This is a genomic window from Polaromonas sp. (assembly GCF_036676035.1).
In the GTDB taxonomy this organism is placed as follows: domain Bacteria; phylum Pseudomonadota; class Gammaproteobacteria; order Burkholderiales; family Burkholderiaceae_C; genus Polaromonas.
The window spans coordinates 1-21,703 of record NZ_JAKFDR010000038.1 but is presented as its reverse complement, the minus strand read 5'-3'; the positions used below and the strand labels follow the sequence as shown (position 1 = coordinate 21,703).

General features: G+C 62.2%; 20 protein-coding genes. 12 read left to right on the top strand and 8 right to left on the bottom strand.

Annotation, left to right across the window (positions count from 1 at the left end; translation table 11 throughout):
* Nucleotides 1-18 precede the first annotated feature (18 nt).
* On the bottom strand, nt 19-888 hold the full coding sequence (locus V6M61_RS06330) for an amidohydrolase family protein (protein WP_332775721.1): 870 nt from the start codon (nt 886-888) through the stop codon (nt 19-21).
* A gap of 125 nt (nt 889-1,013) precedes the next feature.
* On the opposite strand from V6M61_RS06330, the gene V6M61_RS06325 reads away from it, so the two are divergent.
* The 11 genes from V6M61_RS06325 (at nt 1,014) to V6M61_RS06275 (ending at nt 13,211) form a co-directional block, all read left to right on the top strand.
* On the top strand, nt 1,014-1,820 hold the full coding sequence (locus tag V6M61_RS06325) for a crotonase/enoyl-CoA hydratase family protein (protein ID WP_332775720.1): 807 nt from the start codon (nt 1,014-1,016) through the stop codon (nt 1,818-1,820).
* 23 nt (nt 1,821-1,843) lie between these two features.
* Nucleotides 1,844-3,745 carry a feruloyl-CoA synthase gene (locus V6M61_RS06320; RefSeq protein ID WP_332775719.1) on the top strand — a complete coding sequence of 634 codons (1,902 nt, stop codon included), beginning with the start codon at nt 1,844-1,846 and terminating at the stop codon, nt 3,743-3,745.
* Nucleotides 3,742-4,152, top strand: coding sequence for a nuclear transport factor 2 family protein (locus tag V6M61_RS06315; RefSeq protein ID WP_332775718.1), 411 nt, complete (start codon nt 3,742-3,744; stop codon nt 4,150-4,152). The genes V6M61_RS06320 and V6M61_RS06315 overlap by 4 nt, the downstream gene beginning before the upstream one ends.
* A gap of 7 nt (nt 4,153-4,159) precedes the next feature.
* On the top strand, nt 4,160-4,924 hold the full coding sequence (locus tag V6M61_RS06310; RefSeq protein ID WP_332775717.1) for an SDR family NAD(P)-dependent oxidoreductase: 765 nt from the start codon (nt 4,160-4,162) through the stop codon (nt 4,922-4,924).
* Nucleotides 4,925-4,965: 41 nt separating this feature from the next.
* The gene (locus V6M61_RS06305) at nt 4,966-5,958 is read left to right on the top strand and encodes a Bug family tripartite tricarboxylate transporter substrate binding protein (RefSeq protein ID WP_332775716.1); all 993 of its coding nucleotides are present in this window, start codon (nt 4,966-4,968) and stop codon (nt 5,956-5,958) included.
* Nucleotides 5,959-6,053: 95 nt separating this feature from the next.
* Nucleotides 6,054-6,533 carry a MarR family winged helix-turn-helix transcriptional regulator gene (locus V6M61_RS06300; RefSeq protein ID WP_332775715.1) on the top strand — a complete coding sequence of 160 codons (480 nt, stop codon included), beginning with the start codon at nt 6,054-6,056 and terminating at the stop codon, nt 6,531-6,533.
* A 257-nt stretch (nt 6,534-6,790) separates the two neighbouring features.
* Nucleotides 6,791-7,114, top strand: a complete 324-nt coding sequence (locus tag V6M61_RS06295; RefSeq protein ID WP_332775714.1) for a winged helix-turn-helix transcriptional regulator — start codon at nt 6,791-6,793, stop codon at nt 7,112-7,114.
* 288 nt (nt 7,115-7,402) lie between these two features.
* On the top strand, nt 7,403-7,975 hold the full coding sequence (grpE, locus tag V6M61_RS06290) for a nucleotide exchange factor GrpE (protein WP_332775713.1): 573 nt from the start codon (nt 7,403-7,405) through the stop codon (nt 7,973-7,975).
* A gap of 144 nt (nt 7,976-8,119) precedes the next feature.
* Nucleotides 8,120-10,060 carry a molecular chaperone DnaK gene (gene dnaK, locus V6M61_RS06285; RefSeq protein WP_332775712.1) on the top strand — a complete coding sequence of 647 codons (1,941 nt, stop codon included), beginning with the start codon at nt 8,120-8,122 and terminating at the stop codon, nt 10,058-10,060.
* Nucleotides 10,061-10,200: 140 nt separating this feature from the next.
* Entirely contained in the window at nt 10,201-11,343 is a 1,143-nt protein-coding gene (gene dnaJ / locus V6M61_RS06280) for a molecular chaperone DnaJ (protein WP_332775711.1), read from the top strand.
* 140 nt (nt 11,344-11,483) lie between these two features.
* The gene (locus tag V6M61_RS06275) at nt 11,484-13,211 is read left to right on the top strand and encodes a phosphoethanolamine transferase (RefSeq protein ID WP_332775710.1); all 1,728 of its coding nucleotides are present in this window, start codon (nt 11,484-11,486) and stop codon (nt 13,209-13,211) included.
* A 25-nt stretch (nt 13,212-13,236) separates the two neighbouring features.
* Here the strand turns inward: V6M61_RS06275 and V6M61_RS06270 are convergent, their stop codons facing one another.
* A complete protein-coding gene (locus V6M61_RS06270; RefSeq protein WP_332775709.1) occupies nt 13,237-14,325 on the bottom strand; it encodes a PA0069 family radical SAM protein in 1,089 nt (362 codons plus the stop codon).
* A gap of 121 nt (nt 14,326-14,446) precedes the next feature.
* On the opposite strand from V6M61_RS06270, the gene V6M61_RS06265 reads away from it, so the two are divergent.
* Nucleotides 14,447-14,794: a DOPA 4,5-dioxygenase family protein gene (locus V6M61_RS06265; protein WP_442957738.1), complete on the top strand. Its 348-nt coding sequence runs from the start codon at nt 14,447-14,449 to the stop codon at nt 14,792-14,794.
* Nucleotides 14,795-14,856: 62 nt separating this feature from the next.
* Here V6M61_RS06265 and V6M61_RS06260 read toward each other — a convergent pair whose 3' ends face one another.
* The 6 genes from V6M61_RS06260 to V6M61_RS06235 form a co-directional block, all read right to left on the bottom strand.
* The gene (locus V6M61_RS06260; protein WP_332775707.1) at nt 14,857-15,816 is read right to left on the bottom strand and encodes an NAD(P)H-dependent flavin oxidoreductase; all 960 of its coding nucleotides are present in this window, start codon (nt 15,814-15,816) and stop codon (nt 14,857-14,859) included.
* 103 nt (nt 15,817-15,919) lie between these two features.
* Nucleotides 15,920-17,710, bottom strand: a complete 1,791-nt coding sequence (locus V6M61_RS06255; protein ID WP_332775706.1) for an acyl-CoA dehydrogenase — start codon at nt 17,708-17,710, stop codon at nt 15,920-15,922.
* An 87-nt stretch (nt 17,711-17,797) separates the two neighbouring features.
* Nucleotides 17,798-18,730: an electron transfer flavoprotein subunit alpha/FixB family protein gene (locus tag V6M61_RS06250; RefSeq protein WP_332775705.1), complete on the bottom strand. Its 933-nt coding sequence runs from the start codon at nt 18,728-18,730 to the stop codon at nt 17,798-17,800.
* Nucleotides 18,731-19,480, bottom strand: coding sequence for an electron transfer flavoprotein subunit beta/FixA family protein (locus V6M61_RS06245; RefSeq protein ID WP_332775704.1), 750 nt, complete (start codon nt 19,478-19,480; stop codon nt 18,731-18,733).
* 241 nt (nt 19,481-19,721) lie between these two features.
* Entirely contained in the window at nt 19,722-21,005 is a 1,284-nt protein-coding gene (locus tag V6M61_RS06240) for a mechanosensitive ion channel family protein (RefSeq protein WP_332775703.1), read from the bottom strand.
* Nucleotides 20,993-21,703, bottom strand: a 711-nt coding sequence (locus V6M61_RS06235; RefSeq protein ID WP_332775702.1) for an enoyl-CoA hydratase, incomplete at its 5' end; no start/stop codon positions are given. The genes V6M61_RS06235 and V6M61_RS06240, both read right to left, overlap by 13 nt.

The following is a 21,703-nucleotide window of genomic DNA, read 5'->3' as shown; positions in this document are numbered from 1 at the left end:
GCAAAAAATGCGCGGTATCTAGGAGCCTCCCAGCCCGAGCAAACGCATCGCATTGCCCTTCAGGATGCCGGGCATCACCTCGCGCTTGAAACCGGCTTCCTCGAAGTCCTTCATCCAGCGGTCGGGCGTGACCAAAGGGTAGTCGCTGCCAAACAGGATGCGGTCCTTCAGCAGCGTGTTGGCGTACTGCACCAGCTGCTTCGGAAAATACTTCGGGCTCCAGCCCGACAGGTCAATCCAGACATTGGGCTTGTGTGTCGCCACGCTCAGGGCTTCGTCCTGCCAGGGAAAACTGGGATGGGCCATGACGATCTGCATGTCGGGGAAATCGATGGCCACGTCGTCCAGATGCATGGGGTTGGAATACTCCAGCCGCAAGCCGCCGCCGCAACGCATGCCGCTGCCTATGCCGCTGTGCCCGGTGTGAAAAATCGCCGGCAGCTTGTACGCATTGATCACCTCGTAAATCGGCCAGGCCATCTTGTCGTAGGGATGGTAGCCCTGCACCGTCGGGTGAAACTTGAAGCCTTTGACGCCGTGCTCTTCGATCAGCCGGCGCGCCTCGCGTGCGCCCATTTTTCCCTTGTGCGGGTCAATGCTGGCGAAGGCCATCATCATGTCGCTGTTGTTCTTGGCCGCTTCGGCAATTTCTTCGTTCGGGATGCGGCGGCGGCCCAGCTTGGATTCGCTGTCCACCGTGAACATGATCAGCCCGATCTTGCGTTCGCGGTAATAGGCAATGGTTTCTTCAATCGTCGGCCGGCGGCTGTTTTTGAAGTACTTGTCGGCGGCGCGGTCGTACTCCTCGCCATAGTTGTCAAACGGGTTCCAGCAGCTCACTTCGGCGTGGGTGTGGATGTCAATGGCGATGAGATTTTGGTAGTCCATGCGGTCTCCTGGCGTGTTCGATTTTTTTCTCAGGCATGCGGGTTAACACCGACAAAACAAGCAGAAAAATCAATTGAATTAGTTATTATTTATAACAATAATTCACTTACTTTGCAAACCTGTCCATGAACTCCAAAACCCTTTCCAACAGCACGTCCAGCGACATCCAGCTTGACACTCGCGGCGACCACCAGGAGGTCGCGGTGATCCGCCTGAGCCGCGTCGCCAAGCGCAACGCCCTCAGTGACGGCCTGATTCTGGCGCTGCGTGACATCTTTGAAAACCTGCCTGCCACCGTCCGTGCCGCCGTGATCCATGGCGAAGGCGCCCACTTCTGCGCCGGCCTGGATCTGGGCGAACTGCAGGAGCGCGACGCGGGCCAGGGCATGCACCATTCGCGCATGTGGCACGCCGCGCTGGAGCGGGTGCAGTTCGGCCCGGTTCCGGTGATTGCCGCGCTGCACGGCGCCGTGGTCGGCGGCGGGCTGGAGCTGGCCAGCGCCTGCCATATCCGCGTGGCCGACGAGTCCACCTTCTATGCGTTGCCGGAAGGCTCGCGCGGCATTTTTGTCGGCGGCGGCGGCTCGGTGCGCATCCCCAAACTGATTGGCGTCGCGCGCATGACCGACATGATGCTGACCGGCCGCGTCTACAACGCACAAGACGGTGAGCGTGCCGGTTTTGCGCAGTACCTGGTGCCCGAAGGCCAGGCCTTAGCCAAGGCCCTGGAACTGGCCGTGCGGGTGGCGCAAAACGCCCCCTTGACGAATTACGCACTGATGCATGCGCTGCCCCGGATTGCCGAGCAGCCGGCCGACCAGGGCTACCTGACGGAATCCCTGATGGCAGCGATTGTGCAGAGCGCGCCAGAAGCCAAGCAGCGAGTCCAGGCCTTTCTCGACGGCAAGGCCAACAAGGTTGCGAAGAGCTGACAGCGCGACGCACTACAAAGCACATGAACGAGACAACGACCACCCCCCGCCCGCCGAGCTATCGGCCGCTGACCTTCGGCGTGACCCGGGTCGCGCTGCGCGAAGGTCCGCACGGCACCCAATACCTGGGTGCCGACCAGCCGCTGGCCGACTACGCGCTGCGCATCACCGACCGGCTGATCCATTGGGCGCAGACCACGCCGGAGCGCACTTTCATGGCCAGGCGCGTCAAGAATGCCGACGGCAACTCCGGCGACTGGCAGCACATCAGCTACGCGCAGGCGCTGGCCAGTGCCCGCAGCATTGCGCAGGCATTGCTGGACCGCGGCCTGAATGCGGAGCGCCCGGTGGCCATTCTCAGTGAAAACGACCTGGAACACGCGCTGCTGGCGCTGGGCTGCATCTACGCCGGCGTGCCCTATTGCCCGGTCTCGCCCGCCTACGCCACCATCAGCCAGGATTACGACAAGCTGCGCCATGTATTGAACACGCTGACGCCCGGCCTGGTGTTTGCCAGCGATGCGGCGCGTTACGGCAAGGCGATTGCCGCCACCGTCGGCGACGACGTCGAGGTTGCTATCAACTCAATAGCTACTGATGACCATATGACAAGGGCTACCACCCAATTTAGCCAACTTCTTGCGACGCAAGCGACAGCGGCAACCGATGCGGCGATGCAGGCCACCGGGCCCGACACCATCGTCAAGTTCCTGTTCACATCGGGCTCGACCAAAAGCCCTAAGGCCGTGATCAACACCCAGCGCATGTGGTGCGCCAACCAGCAGCAGATGCGCCAGTCCATGCCGGTGCTGACCGAAGAGCCGCTGGTGTTGATCGACTGGCTGCCGTGGAACCACACCTTCGGCGGCAACCACAACTTCGGCATGACGATTTACAACGGCGGCACACTCTACATTGACGACGGCAAACCGACACCGGCGCTGATGGGCGAGACCCTGCGCAACCTGCGCGAGATTGCCCCGACGGTGTATTTCAATGTGCCCACGGGTTTCGAAGCGATTGCCAACGCAATGAAAACCGACCCACAGTTGCGCAAAAACCTGCTGTCGCGCGTCAGGATGTTTTTTTATGCCGGCGCCGCGCTGGCCCAGCCGATCTGGGACAGCCTGCACCAGACGCAAGAGGCCGAGATCGGCGAGCGCATCGTGATGGGCACCGGCCTGGGCATGACCGAGTCCGGCCCCTTTGGCATTTTTGTCACCAGCCCCGAGGTGAAAGCCGGCGACCTCGGCGTGCCAACGCCCGGCCTGGAACTCAAGTTGGTGCCTGTCGATGGAAAAACCGAGGTGCGTTACCGTGGCCCCAACATCACGCCCGGCTACTGGCGCGCGCCGGAGGCAACCCGGGAGTCCTTCGATGAAGAAGGCTTCTTCGCGACCGGTGATGCCGTCGCATGGATAGACAACACCGACATTCACAAAGGCCTCAAATTCGACGGCCGCATCGCCGAAGACTTCAAGCTCGCCACCGGCACCTTTGTCAGCGTCGGCCCGCTGCGCGCAAAGATTATTGCCGCCGGCGCGCCTTATGTGCAGGACGTGGTGCTGACCGGCATCAACCTCAAGGAAGTCGGCGCGCTGATTTTCCCGACAGCCGCCTGCAGAGGCCTCAGCGGTCTGGATGCTGCCGCCAGCTTGAAGAATGTGCTCGAAAGCGCACCGGTTCAGGCCAGATTCCAGCAACTGCTCGACGAACTGGCACACACTGCCACCGGCAGCGCCAGCCGCATTGCCCGGGCCCATCTGATGACCGAGCCGCCCTTGATCGACAAGGGCGAGGTCACCGACAAGGGCTCGATCAACCAGAGCGCCGTGCTCAAACACCGCGAGGCACTGGTCGAAGCGCTACATACCGGGACCTTGCCCTTCATCCTGAAACCTCAAGAGAAACATCAATCGCTATGACTACGCCGCAGATCGACACCGTTCGCCGCTACCTTGCTTGCCTGCATGCCAGCGACACCGAGGGCCTGGTCTCCACGTTCGAGCCCGATGGCATCGTGGATTCACCCTTCCTCGGCAGGATGCAGGCTGCCCCGTTCTTCGCCAAACTGAAGCAGGCTTCAGCACAAAGCGTGATCACGCTGATCGATCTGTTCACTTCGGTCGAACCCGGCGACGTGGCCGTCCGCGTCGCCGCTTACTTCCGTTACGAGTGGACGCTCAAGGACGGCAAGGTTGTCACGTTCACCTGCGTAGACGTGTTTGAGTTCAAGCGCGGAAGTGATCGCATCTCTTCCATGACCATCGTCTATGACACCCATCCGCTTCGCGAGGAAGTCGGAGACAAATACGCACGGGCAATGGAGTAAGGAATTCATGAAGACAGAGGGACAAGCTGCGCTCGTTACCGGCGGCGCCTCCGGCCTGGGAGAAGCCACGGCACGCGAGCTGGCACGCCTTGGCGCCAAGGTCGCGGTGCTCGACGTCAACATGGCGCTGGCCGAAAAGGTCGCAGCCGAAATCAATGGCGTCGCCTGCCAGTGCGACATCACCAACACCGACAGCGTGACGGCGGCGCTGGACAAGGCGGCAGCGGCCCACGGCCCGGCTCGGATTCTGATGAACATCGCCGGCATTGGCAGCGCCAAACGCATCGTCGCCAAGGACGGCTCGGCCGCGCCGCTGGAAGACTTTTCCAAAGTCATCAACGTGAACCTGATCGGCAGCTACAACATCAGCCGGTTGTTTGCGGCCGAGTGCGTAAAACTTGCGCCACTGGAAGACGGCGAACGCGGTGTGATGATGTTCACCGCCTCGGTCGCCGCGTTCGACGGCCAGGTCGGCCAGCAAGCCTACAGCGCGTCCAAGGGCGGGTTGGTCGGCATGACGCTGCCGATGGCGCGCGACCTGGCGCAGCACGGCATCCGCGTCTGCACCGTGGCGCCGGGCCTGTTTGCCACGCCGCTGATGAAGCAACTGCCCGAAGCTGTGCAGGCGTCGCTGGCGGCCTCGATTCCGTTCCCGCCGCGGCTGGGCAAACCCGAGGAATTCGCCCAGCTGGCGGCGCATGTCGTCACCAACGGCCACCTCAATGGCGAAGTGATCCGCCTGGATGGTGCGCTGCGCATGGCGCCGCGCTAACAACACCGCTTTTTCACCCCCTCATTAAAAGGAGACATGCCATGACCACACGCCGCCATTTCGTTCAATCCAGCGTCGCCCTGGCTGCGCTGGGCGCGATGCATCCCTTTGCCGCGCTCGCCCAGGCATTCGAATCCGTGAAGATCATCAACGGCTTTCCGGCCGGCGGCACGGCGGACGCGACCAGCCGCCGCGTGGGCGAAAAGCTGGCCGGCAGCTCGTACACCAAAAACTCCGCCGTGGTCGAGAATAAGCCCGGCGCCGGCGGCCGCATCGCCTGCGAAACGGTCAAGAACGCGGCACCCGACGGCGCAACGCTGCTGCTCACGCCGTACTCCTGCACATCGATCTACCCGCACATCTACAGCAAGCTGAACTACGACCCGTTCAAGGACCTGGCGCCGGTGTCCATCGCGGCGGTCATGCACCACGGGCTGGCCGTAGGTCCACTGGTACCCGCCAGCGTGAAGACCGTGAAAGACTACCTGGCGTGGGCCAAAGCCAATCCCAAGGACGCAAGCTACGGCTCGCCCGCTGCGGGCTCCACGCCTCACTTTCTGGGTGCGCTGCTGGGTATCAGCAGCGGCGTGGACCTCAAACATGTACCTTACCGCGGCTCCATCCCCGGCGTTACCGACGTGATCGGCGGCCAACTCGCATCCATGTTCACGCCCAGCGGCGACTTCCTCGCCAACCACCGTGCAGGCAAGCTGCGCCTGATCGCCACGTCAGGAGCCAAGCGCTCGCCGTTCTCGCCCGAGGTCGCCACGTTCGCCGAGCAGGGCTTCCCCGAGCTCACCACCGAAGAATGGTTCGGTTTCTACGCGCCGGCCAAAACGCCAGCCCCTGTGGTGGCGTCCGCCAACGCGGCCATCAATGCCGCGCTGAAAGAGAAAACCGTTATCGACTCGCTGACCACGTTCGGCCTGATCGCGCAAGGCTCCACGCCGGCAGAAATGGACAAGAGCCAAAAGGACGAGTACACGCGCTGGGGACCGTTGGTCAAGAAGATCGGCTTCACGGCCGAATCCTGAAGGGAGCCGCCAGCGCTTGTCGGCCCGGCTAACTATGCGATCCGGGTCCACAAACTGGTGTAAGGTCGGAAACACCCTGACTCCTTGATGACCCGATGAAGCCCCAAGAGCCGCCCGAGCCCGCGCGTGCCGCCGCCACGCCGGCGGTGGACAAGATAGACACTGGCTATCTGGAAAGCCTGACCGGTTACAACGCCCGGCGTGCGGCCCTGACCGTGATCGAAATCTTCCTGGACCGCATGGCGGTCTACAAGTTTCGGCCGGTCGATTTTTCGGTGATGTCCCTCATCACCCACAACCCGGGAATTACCTCGCGCCAGTTGTGCGCGGCGCTGGACATCCTGCCGCCCAACCTGGTCGCCATCATCAATGCGCTGGAGCGGCGCGAATTGATCTTGCGCAAACCGCACCCGCGCGATGGCCGCGCCTACGGCCTGCACCTGACCGCCAGCGGGCAAAAACTGATGCATGACGCGGAACGCACGGCGCAAGAGCTGGAGTCCGACGCCACCGCCCGCTTGACGGCGGCAGAACGCAAAACCCTGATCCGCCTGCTGCAGAAAATCTACCTGTAATGCCCGGGAGCCTGTCGGGCCTGGAAAGCATCGGCCACCACGCATCGCTCATCGCCGTGCGCCGGCGGACCCGGCCCGAAAAGCACAAGCCCTGGCGTGTTCACCGCAATTTTCAAGCCTTTTTGGCCGCCAGTCCAAATCCAACGGGCACGGGCAGCTATAAAACTAGTAGCACACCGGAATTTGCGCTATATTTGGCCCAAGCTTCGCGCTTATCGATAAACTGTGATCATCATGTGACGAGGAGAGAACACCCAATGAGTGCCAAAGAAAACGCGGCTGTCGGCCAACTGCTTGAACTGCTCGAATCGCGCTACGCACTGCGCGTGCTGTGGGCCCTGAGAGATGGCCATCCCCAGACCTTCCGCCTGCTGCAGGACAGCATTGGCAGCATCACGCCCAACACCCTCAACACCCGCATCAAGGAACTGCGTGCCGCCAGCCTGATGAGCCACGGCGACGATGGCTACATGGTCACCACGCTGGGCGCCGACCTGCTCAAGCGCCTGAACGATGTGCAGGCCTTTGCCGGCAAATGGGCGGCCAGCCAGACCAAAACCGGCAGCGTCAAGAAGAAGTAATTTCCCTGGCGCTCCCTCCCCAAGGACAGGCCCGGCGCCTGTCCTTTTTGTTGGTTGCCTGAGAAAATTCGCAGCCCAAGAATTCATATGGAAAATAGCCCCGGCCGCCCCCCGGCCTGTGCGGGAAGCTATTGTTTCAAGAGCCTTTAAAATAGCGGGTTGCCTTGTAGCGGCCAATCTGTTGTTGGCCCCTGGCACGGGCGCGAAGCCCTTGCCTTGAAAAGGGGCTTGCCACCCCCAGTTAAGCCCTTTGCCAACTCAACCTCTTTTAAATCTCTGTCTTCGAGCATGCCTGAAAACACACAACCCGAACAAAATCAAGCACTTAGCGGTGCCCCCAGCCCTGAAGAGCTGGACGCGGCCCAGGCCGCCGACGATGCCGCCGCGCTGAGCCAGGCTCAGTCCGAGCGGGCCGCCCTGCAGGCCAAGAACGCCGAGCTGGCCGACAGCTACCTGCGCGCCAAGGCCGAGGCTGAAAACGCCCGCCGCCGCGCTGACGATGAAATCGCCAAGGCCCGCAAGTTCGCTGTTGAAGCTTTTGCCGAAAGCCTGCTGCCCGTGGCCGACAGCCTGGAAGCCGGCTTGCTGCTCAAGGACGCCAGCATCGAACATATCCGCGAAGGCACCGAAGCGACGCTCAAGCAGCTCAAGAGCGCACTGGAGCGCAACAAGGTGGTGGCGATTGACCCACCGGCCGGCGCCAGGTTTGACCCGCACCAGCACCAGGCCATCAGCGTGGTGCCGCTGCCGCCCGAGTCCACGCAGGAAGCCAACACCGTGGTGAGCGTGCTGCAAAAGGGCTACCTGATTGCCGACCGCGTGCTGCGGCCCGCCCTGGTGACGGTGGCCGCACCCCAATAAAACCCGGAAATAAAGCACCGCAAGCGATGCCTGGACACTTGAAGTTTTAGAAGTTATCCACAAGTCATCAACATAGTTTTCATCACGGGCTGAAGCATTTTGGCCACCCCGCATTCAATTTGACAATTCAGGAGTAAAAAAATCATGGGAAGAATCATTGGCATCGACCTGGGCACCACCAACAGCTGCGTGGCCATCATGGAAGGCAACACCACCCGGGTCATTGAAAACTCCGAAGGCGCGCGCACCACACCGTCCATCGTGGCCTACCAGGAAGACGGTGAAGTGCTGGTTGGCGCATCGGCCAAGCGCCAGGCGGTCACCAATCCCAAGAACACGCTGTATGCCATCAAGCGCCTGATCGGCCGCAAGTTCACCGAGAAGGAAGTCCAGAAGGACATCAACCTGATGCCCTACAAGATCGCGGCCGCCGACAACGGCGACGCCTGGGTCGAAGTGCGCGGCAAGCAGATTTCGGCCCAGCAGGTCAGCGCCGACATCCTGCGCAAGATGAAAAAGACCGCCGAAGACTACCTCGGCGAGCCGGTCACCGAAGCCGTGATCACGGTGCCCGCCTACTTCAACGACGCGCAGCGCCAGGCCACCAAGGACGCCGGCCGCATCGCCGGCCTGGACGTCAAGCGCATCATCAACGAGCCCACGGCCGCGGCCCTGGCCTTCGGCCTGGACAAGCAGGAAAAGGGCGACCGCAAGATTGCCGTCTATGACCTGGGCGGCGGCACCTTCGACATCTCCATCATCGAGATCGCCGACGTCGATGGCGAGAAGCAGTTTGAAGTGCTGTCCACCAACGGCGACACCTTCCTCGGTGGCGAAGACTTCGACCAGCGCATCATCGACTTCATCATTGCCGAGTTCAAGAAAGAACAAGGCGTGGACCTGAGCAAGGACGTGCTGGCCCTGCAGCGCCTGAAGGAAGCCGCCGAAAAAGCCAAGATCGAGCTGTCCAACAGCGCGCAGACCGACATCAACCTGCCCTACATCACCGCCGACGCAACGGGTCCCAAGCACCTGAACATCAAGATGAACCGCGCCAAGCTGGAAAGCCTGGTGGAAGAGCTGCTCGAGCGCACCATTGCGCCCTGCCGCGTCGCCATCAAGGACGCCGGTGTGAGCGTGAGCGACATCCACGACGTGATTCTGGTCGGCGGCCAGACGCGCATGCCCAAGGTGCAGGAAATGGTCAAGGCGTTGTTTGGCAAGGAGCCCCGCAAGGACGTGAACCCTGACGAAGCCGTGGCCGTGGGCGCTGCCATCCAGGGCCAGGTGCTGTCGGGCGACCGTACCGACGTGTTGCTGCTCGACGTGACCCCGCTGTCGCTGGGCATCGAGACCATGGGCGGCGTGATGACCAAGATGATCAAGAAGAACACGACCATCCCGACCAAGTTTGCACAGACCTTCTCGACCGCTGAAGACAACCAGCCGGCCGTGACCATCAAGGTGTACCAGGGCGAGCGCGAAGTGGCGGCCGGCAACAAGGCGCTGGGCGAGTTCAACCTCGAAGGCATTCCGCCGGCCGCGCGCGGCGTGCCGCAGATCGAGGTGTCGTTCGACATCGATGCCAACGGCATTCTGCACGTGGGCGCCAAGGACAAGGGCACCGGCAAGGAAAACAAGATCACCATCAAGGCCAACTCGGGCCTGTCCGAAGCCGAGATCCAGCAGATGGTGAAAGACGCCGAGCTCAACGCCGAAGAAGACAAGAAGAAAGTCGAATTCGTGCAGGCCAAAAACAATGCCGAAGCCATGGTGCACAGCGTGAAGAAATCGCTGGGCGAGTATGGCGACAAGCTGGAAGCCGGCGAGAAGGAAAAGATCGAAGCCGCCATCAAGGACATGGAAGAAGCGCTCAAGGGTGACGACAAGGCCGCCATTGAAGCGAAGAACACCGCCCTGATGGAAGCCAGCCAGAAACTGGGCGAGAAAATGTACGCCGACATGCAGGCCTCGCAAGCCGCCCAGGCCGGTGGCGACGCCGCCGGTCCAGCCGAGCATGCGCATGCCAAACCGGCGGACGACAACGTGGTGGACGCCGAGGTCAAGGAAGTTAAAAAAGGCTGATGCCGGATTAAAGGTTCCAGCCCACGATGCCATGAAGCGGAAACCAGGAGCGATCCCGGCGTCCGCTTTTGCGCATCCAGCGGCCTAAAACCCCTGTTGATTCCCTTGCCCAGCCTTCGCTCACCAGAAACGCAATTTTCATGGCCAAAAAAGACTATTACGACACGCTAGGCGTTCCCAAGAATGCCAGCGATGAAGACATCAAAAAAGCTTATCGCAAGCTTGCGATGAAGCATCACCCTGACCGCAACCAGGGCGATACGGCCAAGGTCGCCGAAGAAAAGTTCAAGGAGGCCAAAGAGGCCTACGAGATGCTCTCGGACGGGAACAAACGCGCGGCCTACGACCAGTACGGCCACGCAGGCGTGGACCCGAACATGCGTGGCGGTGGCCCGGGGCCCGAAGGGTTTGGCGGCTTCGCCGAGGCCTTTGGCGATATTTTTGGCGACGTGTTCGGTGGCGGACGCGGGGGCCAGCAGCGCAGTGGCCGTCAGGTGTACCGCGGCGGCGACCTGAGCTACGCCATGGAAATCACGCTCGAAGAAGCGGCGACCGGCAAGCATGCGGAAATCCGCATCCCGAGCTGGGACGACTGCCACACCTGTCACGGCTCGGGCGCCAAGCCGGGCACCAAGGTCGTCACCTGCACGACCTGCCATGGCCACGGCGTGGTGCAGATGCGCCAGGGCTTTTTCAGCGTGCAGCAAAACTGTCCGCAGTGCAAAGGCAGCGGCAAACTGATTCCCGAGCCCTGTGTGAGCTGCCATGGCGTGGGTAAAACCAAAACCAACAAGACGCTGGATGTCAAAATCCCCGCCGGCATTGACGACGGCATGCGCATCCGCTCGACCGGCAACGGCGAGCCGGGTACCAACGGCGGCCCGCCAGGTGACCTGTACATTGAAATCCGGCTCAAGAAGCATGCAATTTTTGAGCGTGACGGCGATGATCTGCACTGCGCCGTGCCCATCAGCTTCACGACCGCCGCGCTGGGCGGCGAAATCGACGTGCCCACGCTGGCCGGCAAGGCCTCGATTGACATTCCCGAAGGCACGCAGGGGAGCAAGCAGTTCCGACTGCGCGGCAAGGGCATCAAAGGCGTGCGCTCAAGCTACCCCGGTGATCTGTACTGCCACATCACGGTCGAGACACCGGTGAAGCTCACCGAGCACCAGCGCAAACTGCTCAAGGAACTCGATGAGTCCCTGAAAAAGGGCGGCGCCAAGCATTCGCCGAGCGGAGAAGGCTGGACCGACAAGCTGAAGAGTTTCTTCAGCGCCTGATCCCGTGCACCTGGCCCTGCACTCGGCAAGGCCCGATCACCTCCTGCCTTCCGGTTCCATGACCGGAAGGCATTTTCTTGACAGCCCTTGTTTGCCCAACTGCCCGTCTTGCTGAACCCGAAAAGATACACTGTGCAGCTATGTCTTTGCATCCGGCCGACGATCAGGCCGCCCACTCCCTTGCACCTGGTTTCCCCGGCTCCATTTCTGCGCCGGCTGGAGCGGCAACCCTGAGCCGCCAGCAACGGGCTCTCCACCCCGGCTGGGTGCTCGTGCTGGCCAGTCTCTGGCTTGCCACCGTCTGCAACGTCGCCCTCTGGCGGGAGCTCACCCGCCTGCCCGGGCTGCACGGCGGGCAGCTGCTGCAGGCCAGCTTGAGTTTGGGCCTCATGATCGCTTTGACGACCTGCGGCCTGCTCGGTGCGCTGGCCTGGCGCTGGACGCTCAAGCCGGTGATCACGCTGTTCCTGTTTTCGGCAGCGTTTGGCGCCTATTTCATGATGGCCTATGGCGTGGTGATAGACCCGACCATGATGGTCAACACGCTGCAAACCGATCTGCGCGAAACCCGCGATCTGCTCAACTGGCGGATGCTGGCCAGCGTGGTGGTGCTGGCCGTGCTGCCCAGCGTGCTGCTGTGGCGCCAGCCTGTACGCCGGCTGGGCGCGCTTCGGCACACCCTGACAAACGCTATTATTTTTATAGCATCCAGCGCTTTACTGGTGCTGACGGTGATGCTTTCCTTTCAGGGGTTCTCGTCACTCATGCGCAACCACACCCATGTGCGCTACCTGATCAATCCGCTCAATTCCTTTTACGCCCTGGGCGTCATTGCCGCCAAGCCCTTCCAGCGCAACGAGACCGTTATCCTTCCCCTGGGGGAAGACGCCAGGCTGGGTGCCAGCTACGCCCGGCAAAACAAGCCGCCACTGCTGCTGCTGGTACTCGGCGAGACCGCGCGCAGTGGCAACTTTTCCATCAACGGCTACCAGCGCCCCACCACGCCCAAGCTGGCCCAGGAGACCCTCGTCAGCCAGCGCAATGCCTGGGCGTGCGGCACCAGCACAGCAGCGTCCCTGCCCTGCCTGTTTTCGCACCTGGGCCGTGAAGGCTATGACGCACGCCCGGCCAGCTACGAAGGCCTGCTGGACGTGTTGCAGCGTGCGGGGCTGGCGGTGCTCTGGATAGACAACCAGTCCGGCTGCAAAGGCGTGTGTGACCGCGTGGAGAGCACCAACACCTCCCTGCTCAAGGTCCCGGGACTTTGCGACGGCGGCGAATGCTTTGACGAAGTGATGCTTGACCGCCTGGACGAGCGCATTGCCGCCCTGTCTGCCGAGCGCCGCGCCAGGGGCGTGGTGGTGGTGATGCACCAGATGGGAAGCCATGGCCCGGCGTATTACAAGCGCTCGCCCGCTGCCTTCAAAACCTTCAAGCCGGAATGCAGCAGCAACGCCTTGCAGGAATGCGGGCACGATGAATTGATCAATGCCTACGACAACAGCATCGTCTACACCGACCACTTCCTCTCTCGCAGCATTCAGTGGCTCAAGGCCCAGGAGCCGCGTGCCGCACCCGCGCTGATTTATGCGTCCGACCATGGCGAGTCGCTCGGTGAAAACAACCTGTACTTGCACGGCATGCCCTACAGCATTGCCCCCGACGTCCAGAAGCGCGTGCCCTGGATCACCTGGCTGTCACCCTCGTTCGAGCAGCGCGCCAAGCTCAGCATGGCCTGCCTGAACCAGCGGCGCGACGCACCGATCAGCCACGACAACTACTTTCATTCGGTCCTCGGCGTGATGGATGTGCAGACCGGCGTCTACCAGCGCACGCTGGATATGTACGCGCCTTGTGTGAGGCCCTAGCTCAGGCTTTACCTCATATCTCACGTCAAAACAGGCTGCCCTGCCCATCCACCCGGGCTGGCCTGAATTGGCTCAAATCCAGCTCGGTGCGCTGGCGGTTCAGGCCCAGCCGATGGCAGGTTTTCTCAAAGCGCTGGCGTATCAGGTCGGCCCACAGGCCACTGCCCTTCATGCGCGTGGCAAAGTTGCTGTCATAGTCTTTGCCGTCGCGCATCTCGTGGATGCGCGCCATGATGCGCGCCGCGCGCTGCGGGTAGTGCATGTCGAGCCACTGTCGAAACAGCGGGCTCAGCTCCCAGGGCAGGCGCAGCACGGTGTAAAACGCCGTGCGCGCACCGGCGTCCCACGCAGCCTGCAGCACCTGCTCCATGTCGTCATTCACAAAAGGAATCTGCGGCGCCACGCTGACGCCCACGGGCACGCCCTCGGCGGCCAGCGTCTGGATGGTGCGCAAACGCCGGTGCGGCGCCGCGGCGCGCGGCTCCAGCTTGCGCGCCAGTTCGCCATCGAGCGTGGTGATGGTCACATAGACCGCAGCCAGCCTGTCGGCCGCCATGGGCGCAATCAGGTCCAGATCGTGCTCCACGCCGCTGGATTTGGTGACCAGTGAAAACGGATGGCGCGCCTGTTGCAGCACCTCGATCACACCGCGCGTGAGCCGCAACTCACGCTCCACCGGCTGGTAGCAGTCGGTGGCCGAGCCAATGTTCAGCAGCTTGGGAATATAACGCCTGGCAGCCAGTTCGCTGCGCAACACCGAGGCGATGTTGCGTTTGGCGATGATCTTGGTTTCAAAATCCAGCCCGGGCGACAGGTTCAGATAGCTGTGCGTGGGCCGCGCATAGCAGTAGGTGCAGCCGTGTTCACAGCCTCGGTAAGGGTTCAGCCCATAGTCAAAGTAAATGTCGGGCGAGTCATTCTTCGTGATGGCGCTGCGGGCGTTTTCAAAAAAGATTTCGGTTTCGATTCGTTCCGCCTCGCCCGCAGCATCTTCTTCCAGTGTGCCCCAGCCATCGTCATACGCCAGGCGCGCATCCCGCTCAAACCGGTGCGCCAGGCGCGTGGCCGTACCCCGGCCTTTGATGGCATGGATGGGAATGCTGACTTCAGTCATGACAGGCGCGATCAGGCGTGGAGTAACACCCAAGAATACGTTTAAACTGTGTTTTTATCCAGTTAAATTTCAATACCCCTTCCGGCAAGCATGAAGATGCATGAAAATGTGTCGCACCCCCATGATCAAGCGCCCCGAAAACATCCACGCCAGCTACCACGCCCATGTCTACTTCGGACCGGAGTCGGTCGAACAGGCACGCCAGCTTTGCCAGACCGCCGGTGAGCGGCTCAAGGTGAGCGTGGGCCGCATGCACGAGCGGCTGGTGGGCCCACACCCGCACTGGAGCTGCCAACTGGCGTTCGATAGCACCGAGTTTGAGCGGGTCATTGCCTGGCTGGAGCAAAACCGCAATGGCCTGGACGTGTTCGTTCATGGTTTGACAGGCAATGATCTGGAAGACCACACCACCCATGCCGCCTGGCTAGGCAACGCGTCGGAACTCAATCTGGAAATGCTCAGGCGTTAGCCAAGCAGAAAAAAAAGCGTGCCTAGGGCACGCTTTTTTTTGGTGGGTAGAACCCGTTTTCGTCAGGCCGCCAGCCGGGCCTTGGCCTCGAAATACTCGCGCTTGAGCCGGGCCACGAACTCGGCCGTGCTGCTGATCTGGTTGACGGCGCCAATCCCCTGGCCCGAGCCCCAGATGTCTTTCCAGGCTTTTTTGGCGCTGTCGCCACCGCCAAAGCTCATGCTGCTGGGGTCACTGACGGGCAGGTTGTCAGGGTCCAGCCCCGCGGCACGGATCGACGGCGCCAGGTAGTTGCCATGCACGCCGGTAAACAGGTTGGAATAAACGATGTCATCCGAGCTGCCCTGCACAATGGCCTGCTTGTAGGTCTCGGCGGCGCGCGCTTCGTGCGTGGCAATAAACGCCGAGCCAATGTAGGCAAAGTCGGCACCCATGGCTTGCGCGGCCAGCACAGCGCCACCGGTGGCAATGGAGCCACTCAGTGCCAGCGGGCCATCGAACCACTGGCGGATTTCCTGGATCAGCGCAAACGGGCTCTTCACGCCGGCATGCCCACCGGCGCCGGCCGCCACGGCAATCAGGCCGTCAGCGCCCTTTTCAATCGCCTTGCGCGCGAACTTGTTGTTGATGATGTCGTGCAGCACCACGCCGCCGTAACTGTGCGCCGCGGCATTGATGTCTTCGCGCGCGCCCAGGCTGGTGATGCAGATGGGCACCTTGTACTTGACGCACATTTCCATGTCGTGCTCCAGCCGGTCGTTGGACTTGTGCACGATCTGGTTGATGGCGAACGGCGCGGCCGGCTTGTCCGGATTTGCCTTGTTGTAGGCCGCCAGCGTCTCGGTGATCTCGGCCAGCCACTCGTCGAGCTGCGCTGCAGGGCGCGCATTGAGCGCGGGCATGGCGCCCACCACACCGGCCTTGCACTGCTCGATCACCAGCTTGGGGTTGCTGATGATGAACAGTGGCGAACCGATGATGGGCAGCGGCAAATTATTCAGCGGGGCGGGGAGTCTGGACATGGTGTACTTCGTTGGTTATTGGGGGGTTGTCATCCCGGACTTGATCCGGGATCCACGGTGGTGCGCCGCCATGGATTGCGGGTCAGGCCCGCAATGACAGACTTCAGAAGGCCTCAAGCGCCAGCGCGGTCACACTGTCAGCGCCATCCACGATGCTGTCGCGCATGCCCGGCGCCTTGCTCAGCAGGTGGTCGGCATAAAACTGTGCGGTGATGATTTTGGCCTTCATGAAGCCCGCATCCACCCCTTTGGCCAGCTCGGCCTCAGCGACCAGCAGCGCACGCGCCATCTGCCAGCCCGCCACCACATTGCCCGCAAGCATGAGATAAGGCACGCTGCCGGCAAACACCGCATTGGGGCTGGCCTTGGTATTGCCGGCCACAAAGTTGACCACGTCCACAAACGCTTCGCGCGCGGCTTGGAGGCGCCTGGCCACCGCCTTGGCCGCCGCGCCGCCTTGCTGGATGAGCTCGGCTTCCGTCACCTCGATCTGCCGGGCAACGCCCAAGGCGGTCTGGCCCCCGTCGCGTGCCGTCTTGCGGCCCACGAGGTCGTTGGCCTGGATGGCCGTGGTGCCTTCGTAAATCGTCAGGATTTTGGCGTCGCGGTAGTACTGCGCCGCGCCGGTTTCCTCAATAAAGCCCATGCCGCCGTGCACCTGCACGCCCAGCGAGGTCACCTCCAGGCTCATCTCGGTGCTGTAGCCCTTGACCAGCGGCACCATGTATTCGTAAAACGCCTGGTTCTGCTTGCGCACGTCGGCATCGGGGTGGTGGTGCGAGGCGTCGTAGGCGGCGGCGGCCACGGCGGCCATGGCGCGGCAAGCTTCGGTGTAGGCGCGCATGGTCATCAGCATGCGTTTCACATCGGGGTGGTGAATGATGGGCGCGCTGGCGTTGATGGAACCGTCGACTGGGCGGCTCTGCACCCGGTCTTTCGCGTACTGCACGGCCTTTTGGTAGGCACGCTCGGCAATCGCGATGCCCTGCATGCCCACGGCGTAACGCGCCGAGTTCATCATGATGAACATGTACTCCAAGCCGCGGTTTTCCTGGCCCACGAGGTAGCCGATGGCGCCACCGTGGTCGCCAAACTGCAGCACCGCCGTCGGGCTGGCCTTGATGCCCAGCTTGTGCTCTATGCTCACGCAGTGCGCATCGTTGCGTGCACCCAAGGAGCCATCCTTGTTGACCATGAACTTGGGCACCACGAACAGGCTGATGCCCTTGACGCCCTCGGGCGCGCCGGCCACGCGGGCCAGTACCAGGTGCACGATGTTCTCGGCCATGTCGTGCTCACCGTAGGTGATGAAGATCTTGGTGCCGAAAATCTTGTAGCTGCCATCGGGTTGCGGATCGGCCTTGGTGCGCACCAGTGCCAGGTCGGAGCCGGCCTGCGGCTCCGTCAGGTTCATGGTCCCGGTCCATTTGCCGCTGATCATGTTTTCCAGGTAGATGGCCTTGAGCTCATCCGAGCCAGCGGTCAGCAAGGCCTCGATCGCGCCGTCCGTCAGCAGCGGGCAGAGCGCAAAACTCATGTTCGCGGAGTTGAGCATCTCGCCGCAAGCCGCCCCAATCGTCTTGGGCAGGCCCTGGCCGCCGAAGTCGGTCGGGTGCTGCAGACCCTGCCAGCCGCCTTCGGCATACTGTTTGAATGCTTGCTTGAAACCCGGCGTGGTCATGACCTTGCCATCTTTCCAGCTGGAGGGGTTCTTGTCACCCTCGAAGTTCAGCGGCGCCAGCACGCCCTCGTTGAACTTGGCGCATTCTTCCAGCACAGCTTGCGCCGTATCGAAGCCGGCCTCTTCAAAGCCGGGCATCTGAGCCACCTGGTCAATGCGGGCCAGGTGCTGGATGTCGAACAGCATGTCTTTGACGGGGGCGATGTAGCTCATTTTTGTCTCCACTTATTTCACCGGCTGCCGGATGGCAGGCAGTCCAGATACAAAAAGGGCGTCAATCAAGACGCCCTTGCGGTTCAATTACAGAGCGGCGACCAGCTCGGGCACGGCCACAAACAGGTCCGCCTCCAGGCTGTAGTCGGCCACGCTGAAGATCGGCGCTTCCGGGTCCTTGTTGATCGCCACGATCACCTTGGAGTCCTTCATGCCGGCCAGGTGCTGGATGGCGCCGCTGATGCCGCAGGCCACATACAACTGCGGCGCGACAATCTTGCCGGTCTGCCCCACCTGCCAGTCGTTGGGCGCGTAGCCGGCGTCCACCGCCGCGCGGGAGGCGCCCAGCGCCGCACCCAGTTTGTCGGCCAGCGGCGTCATGATTTCATCAAACTTCTCGGCACTGCCCAGCGCGCGGCCACCGGAGACGATGATCTTGGCGGCGGTCAGCTCGGGCCGATCGCTCTTGGCGATTTCGCTGCCCATAAAACTGGATTTGCCGCTGTCGGCGACACCGGTCACGGTCTCCACGGCGGCCGAGCCACCGCTGGCAGCGGCAGCGTCAAAGCCGGTGGTGCGCACCGTGATCACCTTCTTGTCGTCCAGGCTTTGCACGATGGCAATGGCGTTGCCGGCGTAGATGGGGCGCTCGAAAGTGTCGGGGGCATCGACCTTGGTGATGTCGGAGATCTGGCCCACATCCAGCAGGGCCGCCACGCGCGGGGCGATGTTCTTGCCCGAGGCTGTGGCGGGAAACAGGATGTGCGAGTAGCCGGCTGCCAGTGCCATGATTTGCGCGGCCATGTTCTCGGCCAGGCCGTGTTCAAAGTGCGCGCCCTCGGCGTGGATGACCTTGGCCACGCCGGCTATTGCGGCGGCGGCTTGCGCTGCGGCGCCGGCGTTATGGCCGGCCACCAGGACATGGACCTCGCCCCCGCACTGGGCCGCGGCGGTGACGGTGTTGAGGGTGGCGGGCTTGATGCTGGCGTTGTCGTGTTCGGCAATTACAAGTGCTGTCATTTAGATCACCTTCGCTTCGTTTCTGAGTTTGTCGACCAGGGTGGCCACATCGGGCACCTTGATACCGGCGCTGCGCTTGGGCGGCTCGCTGACCTTCAGGGTCTTCAGGCGCGGCTTGACGTCTACGCCCAGATCCTCGGGCTTGACGGTGTCGAGCTGCTTCTTCTTGGCCTTCATGATGTTGGGCAGGGTCACGTAGCGTGGCTCATTGAGGCGCAGGTCGGTAGTGATGATGGCCGGCAGGCTCAATGAGAGGGTTTCCAGGCCGCCGTCGACTTCCCGGGTGACCTTGGCTTTGCCGTCAGCCACTTCGACCTTGGAGGCAAAGGTCGCTTGCGGCAGGCCGGCCAGCGCGGCGAGCATCTGGCCGGTCTGGTTGCAGTCGTCGTCAATCGCCTGTTTGCCCAGAATCACCAGCTGGGGTTGTTCTTTGTCGACCAGGGCCTTGAGCAGCTTGGCCACGGCCAGGGGCTGCAGCTCTTCGCTGGTCTCGACCAGGATGGCGCGGTCGGCGCCGATGGCCATGGCGGTGCGCAGGGTTTCCTGGCACTGGGTGACGCCGCAGCTCACCGCGATGATCTCGGTGACGACGCCTTTTTCCTTCAGGCGCACCGCCTCTTCGACCGCAATCTCGTCAAAGGGGTTCATGCTCATCTTGACGTTGGCAATGTCCACCCCCGTACCATCGGATTTGACGCGGACTTTGACGTTGTAATCCACAACGCGCTTGACGGGTACCAAGACCTTCATTTCACGGCTCCAGAGTTTATTGATTGACGTTGACGTAAACGTAAGCTTTGCATTTTATGCTGCGACGCGAGGATGCAGGCCGCGAGACAACTGCTTTGGAGGGTTATCCACAGCAGTCGGCAGGAAAAAGAACGGTCGTTCTATTTTTATTATAAGGGGCCCATCCCGGGGAATTAGAGCATCCGCCCCAAACAATTGTCCGGTAGGCGTCAATTGGCCGGCTTGAGCAGGCCCAGAGCAGTTACCTGGCTGCGCGCGAGTGAATCACCTGCTGTGGAAACGGAATCTCAATATTGTTTTCGCGCAGCGCCTTCAGTATGGACAAATTAATCTGGGAGCGCAGGTTTTGCTGGCCGCTTTCAGGGTCGATGATCCAGTAATTAAGGGTGAACTCCAGCCCATACGCACCGAAATTGGTCAGCGCCGCCGAAGGCTCGGGGTCGCGCAACACACGGTCCTGCGTGAGCGCCGCTTCGCTGAGCAAACGCATGACCAGCTCCACGTCGCTGTCATAGCCCACCGAGACGACCGTGGACTGCAGGACCCGCGAGTCAGCCAGCGAAAGATTTTCAATGCGGTTGCTGATGAACATTTCGTTGGGCACGATGGATTCACGGCCCGACAGCGAACGAACGATGGTGTAGCGTGCATTGATGTCGGTAACGAGCCCTTCAAAATTGTCCACGCGCACGTTGTCGCCAATGCGCACGCTGCGCTCGGCCAGCATCACAAAGCCGCTGACATAGCTGGCAGCCAGCTTCTGCAGGCCAAAGCCGATGCCCACGCCAATGGCCCCGCCGAGCACCGACAGGGCCGTGAGGTCGATGCCGACGGCCGACAAGGCCAGCAGCAAGCCGACAAACATGAGCAGCGCACGCGTGGCATTGCTGACCGCCTTGCGCAAGGACAGCTCGCCGCCTGTGGCGGAGCGCAGCAGGCGCGCCTCAATGGCCGATGAAATCCACAGGGTGATGATCAGCACCACGCCCGCCGTCAGCGCCCCCTCAATCATGGTACGCACCGACAGCGTGGAGCCGCCCACTTTCCAGGTGATCCGGTCCAGCTCCTCGAGTATGGAGGGCAGCAAGCCGCTGACCCACAGCACCACGGCAATCCATGCCACCCATGAAATGGTGCGCTCCAACGCGCGAACCAGCGGGGCATTCTTGAACGCCACCTGAAGTACCTTGACCCCCAGACGAATCACCGCCAGCGACAGCAGCACGGGAATCGCCACCTTGAACACCGCCAGCGGGAACTGGGGCGCCAGCAAGGCCTTGGCGGCATAGCCCAGGCACAGCAAAAGCAGCGGGAACATGACGCCGTCAAGAATGCTGCGGCCGAACAGGATGGAGGCTTCGTCCCTCGCGCTCAATGCACGGCGAACCACCCAGACCAAACCCCAGGCCAGTACGACGCAAGCCGCCAGTACAGCCAGTTCGGTCAGGGCCGTTGGCTGGGTTATCGCGGCAAACCAGGCGTCAAGATCATCAATGCGTGTAGATGCGGCACCTACAGTGGCCATGCTGGTTTCCTTTTGTCGATGAAGGCCTGCACGCCTTCCTGTGCCACGGCATGGATCATGTTGCACGCCATGGTCTGGCCCGCAAGCTGGTACGCGGCTTCCACGCCGGTTTCACGTTGTTGGTAAAAAAGCGCCTTGCCCATGGCAATCGCTTCCCGCGGTTTGAGCACAATGGCCTGCAGAAGTTTCTCAACCGCATCATCCAGCCCTTCGGGCGGCACCACACGGTTGACCAGGCCGCGCAAGCGCGCCTCCTCGGCCGTGATGAACTCGCCGGTCAGCAGCATTTCCATCGCCTGCTTGGCGGGCATGTTGCGCACCAGCGGCACGCTGGGCGTGGCGCAAAACAGCCCCACATCAATGCCATTGACGCCAAAACTGGCGCTGCTGGCGGCCACCGCCAGATCGCACTGCGCCACCAGCTGGCAGCCAGCCGCCGTGGCAATGCCCTGCACCCTGGCAATCACGGGCACCGGCAGCTTCTGGATCGCCAGCATCACGCGCGTGCACTGGGCAAACAGCTTCTGATAGTAGGCCAGCTCGGGCTGCACCTGCATTTCCTTGAGGTTGTGGCCGGCACAAAACGCCTTGCCCTGCGCAGCCAGCACCAGCACGCGTGCGGCCTGGTCCTGTGCCACCGTGTCGAGTGCGGCCTGCAGTGCGGCCAGCACTTCTTCACTCAGGGTGTTGAAGCTGGC

Bases quoted from the DNA above. Each gene is read 5' to 3' on its own strand.
- V6M61_RS06330 (WP_332775721.1), bottom strand. From the start codon at position 888: ATGGACTACCAAAATCTCATCGCCATTGACATCCACACCCACGCCGAA.
- V6M61_RS06250 (WP_332775705.1), bottom strand. From the start codon at position 18,730: ATGACAGCACTTGTAATTGCCGAACACGACAACGCCAGCATCAAGCCC.
- V6M61_RS06265 (WP_442957738.1), top strand. From the start codon at position 14,447: ATGATCAAGCGCCCCGAAAACATCCACGCCAGCTACCACGCCCATGTC.
- V6M61_RS06300 (WP_332775715.1), top strand. From the start codon at position 6,054: ATGAAGCCCCAAGAGCCGCCCGAGCCCGCGCGTGCCGCCGCCACGCCG.
- V6M61_RS06245 (WP_332775704.1), bottom strand. From the start codon at position 19,480: ATGAAGGTCTTGGTACCCGTCAAGCGCGTTGTGGATTACAACGTCAAA.
- V6M61_RS06240 (WP_332775703.1), bottom strand. From the start codon at position 21,005: ATGGCCACTGTAGGTGCCGCATCTACACGCATTGATGATCTTGACGCC.
- V6M61_RS06325 (WP_332775720.1), top strand. From the start codon at position 1,014: ATGAACTCCAAAACCCTTTCCAACAGCACGTCCAGCGACATCCAGCTT.
- V6M61_RS06320 (WP_332775719.1), top strand. From the start codon at position 1,844: ATGAACGAGACAACGACCACCCCCCGCCCGCCGAGCTATCGGCCGCTG.
- V6M61_RS06275 (WP_332775710.1), top strand. From the start codon at position 11,484: ATGTCTTTGCATCCGGCCGACGATCAGGCCGCCCACTCCCTTGCACCT.
- V6M61_RS06315 (WP_332775718.1), top strand. From the start codon at position 3,742: ATGACTACGCCGCAGATCGACACCGTTCGCCGCTACCTTGCTTGCCTG.
- V6M61_RS06310 (WP_332775717.1), top strand. From the start codon at position 4,160: ATGAAGACAGAGGGACAAGCTGCGCTCGTTACCGGCGGCGCCTCCGGC.
- grpE (WP_332775713.1), top strand. From the start codon at position 7,403: ATGCCTGAAAACACACAACCCGAACAAAATCAAGCACTTAGCGGTGCC.
- V6M61_RS06255 (WP_332775706.1), bottom strand. From the start codon at position 17,710: ATGAGCTACATCGCCCCCGTCAAAGACATGCTGTTCGACATCCAGCAC.
- V6M61_RS06260 (WP_332775707.1), bottom strand. From the start codon at position 15,816: ATGTCCAGACTCCCCGCCCCGCTGAATAATTTGCCGCTGCCCATCATC.
- dnaJ (WP_332775711.1), top strand. From the start codon at position 10,201: ATGGCCAAAAAAGACTATTACGACACGCTAGGCGTTCCCAAGAATGCC.
- dnaK (WP_332775712.1), top strand. From the start codon at position 8,120: ATGGGAAGAATCATTGGCATCGACCTGGGCACCACCAACAGCTGCGTG.
- V6M61_RS06270 (WP_332775709.1), bottom strand. From the start codon at position 14,325: ATGACTGAAGTCAGCATTCCCATCCATGCCATCAAAGGCCGGGGTACG.
- V6M61_RS06305 (WP_332775716.1), top strand. From the start codon at position 4,966: ATGACCACACGCCGCCATTTCGTTCAATCCAGCGTCGCCCTGGCTGCG.
- V6M61_RS06295 (WP_332775714.1), top strand. From the start codon at position 6,791: ATGAGTGCCAAAGAAAACGCGGCTGTCGGCCAACTGCTTGAACTGCTC.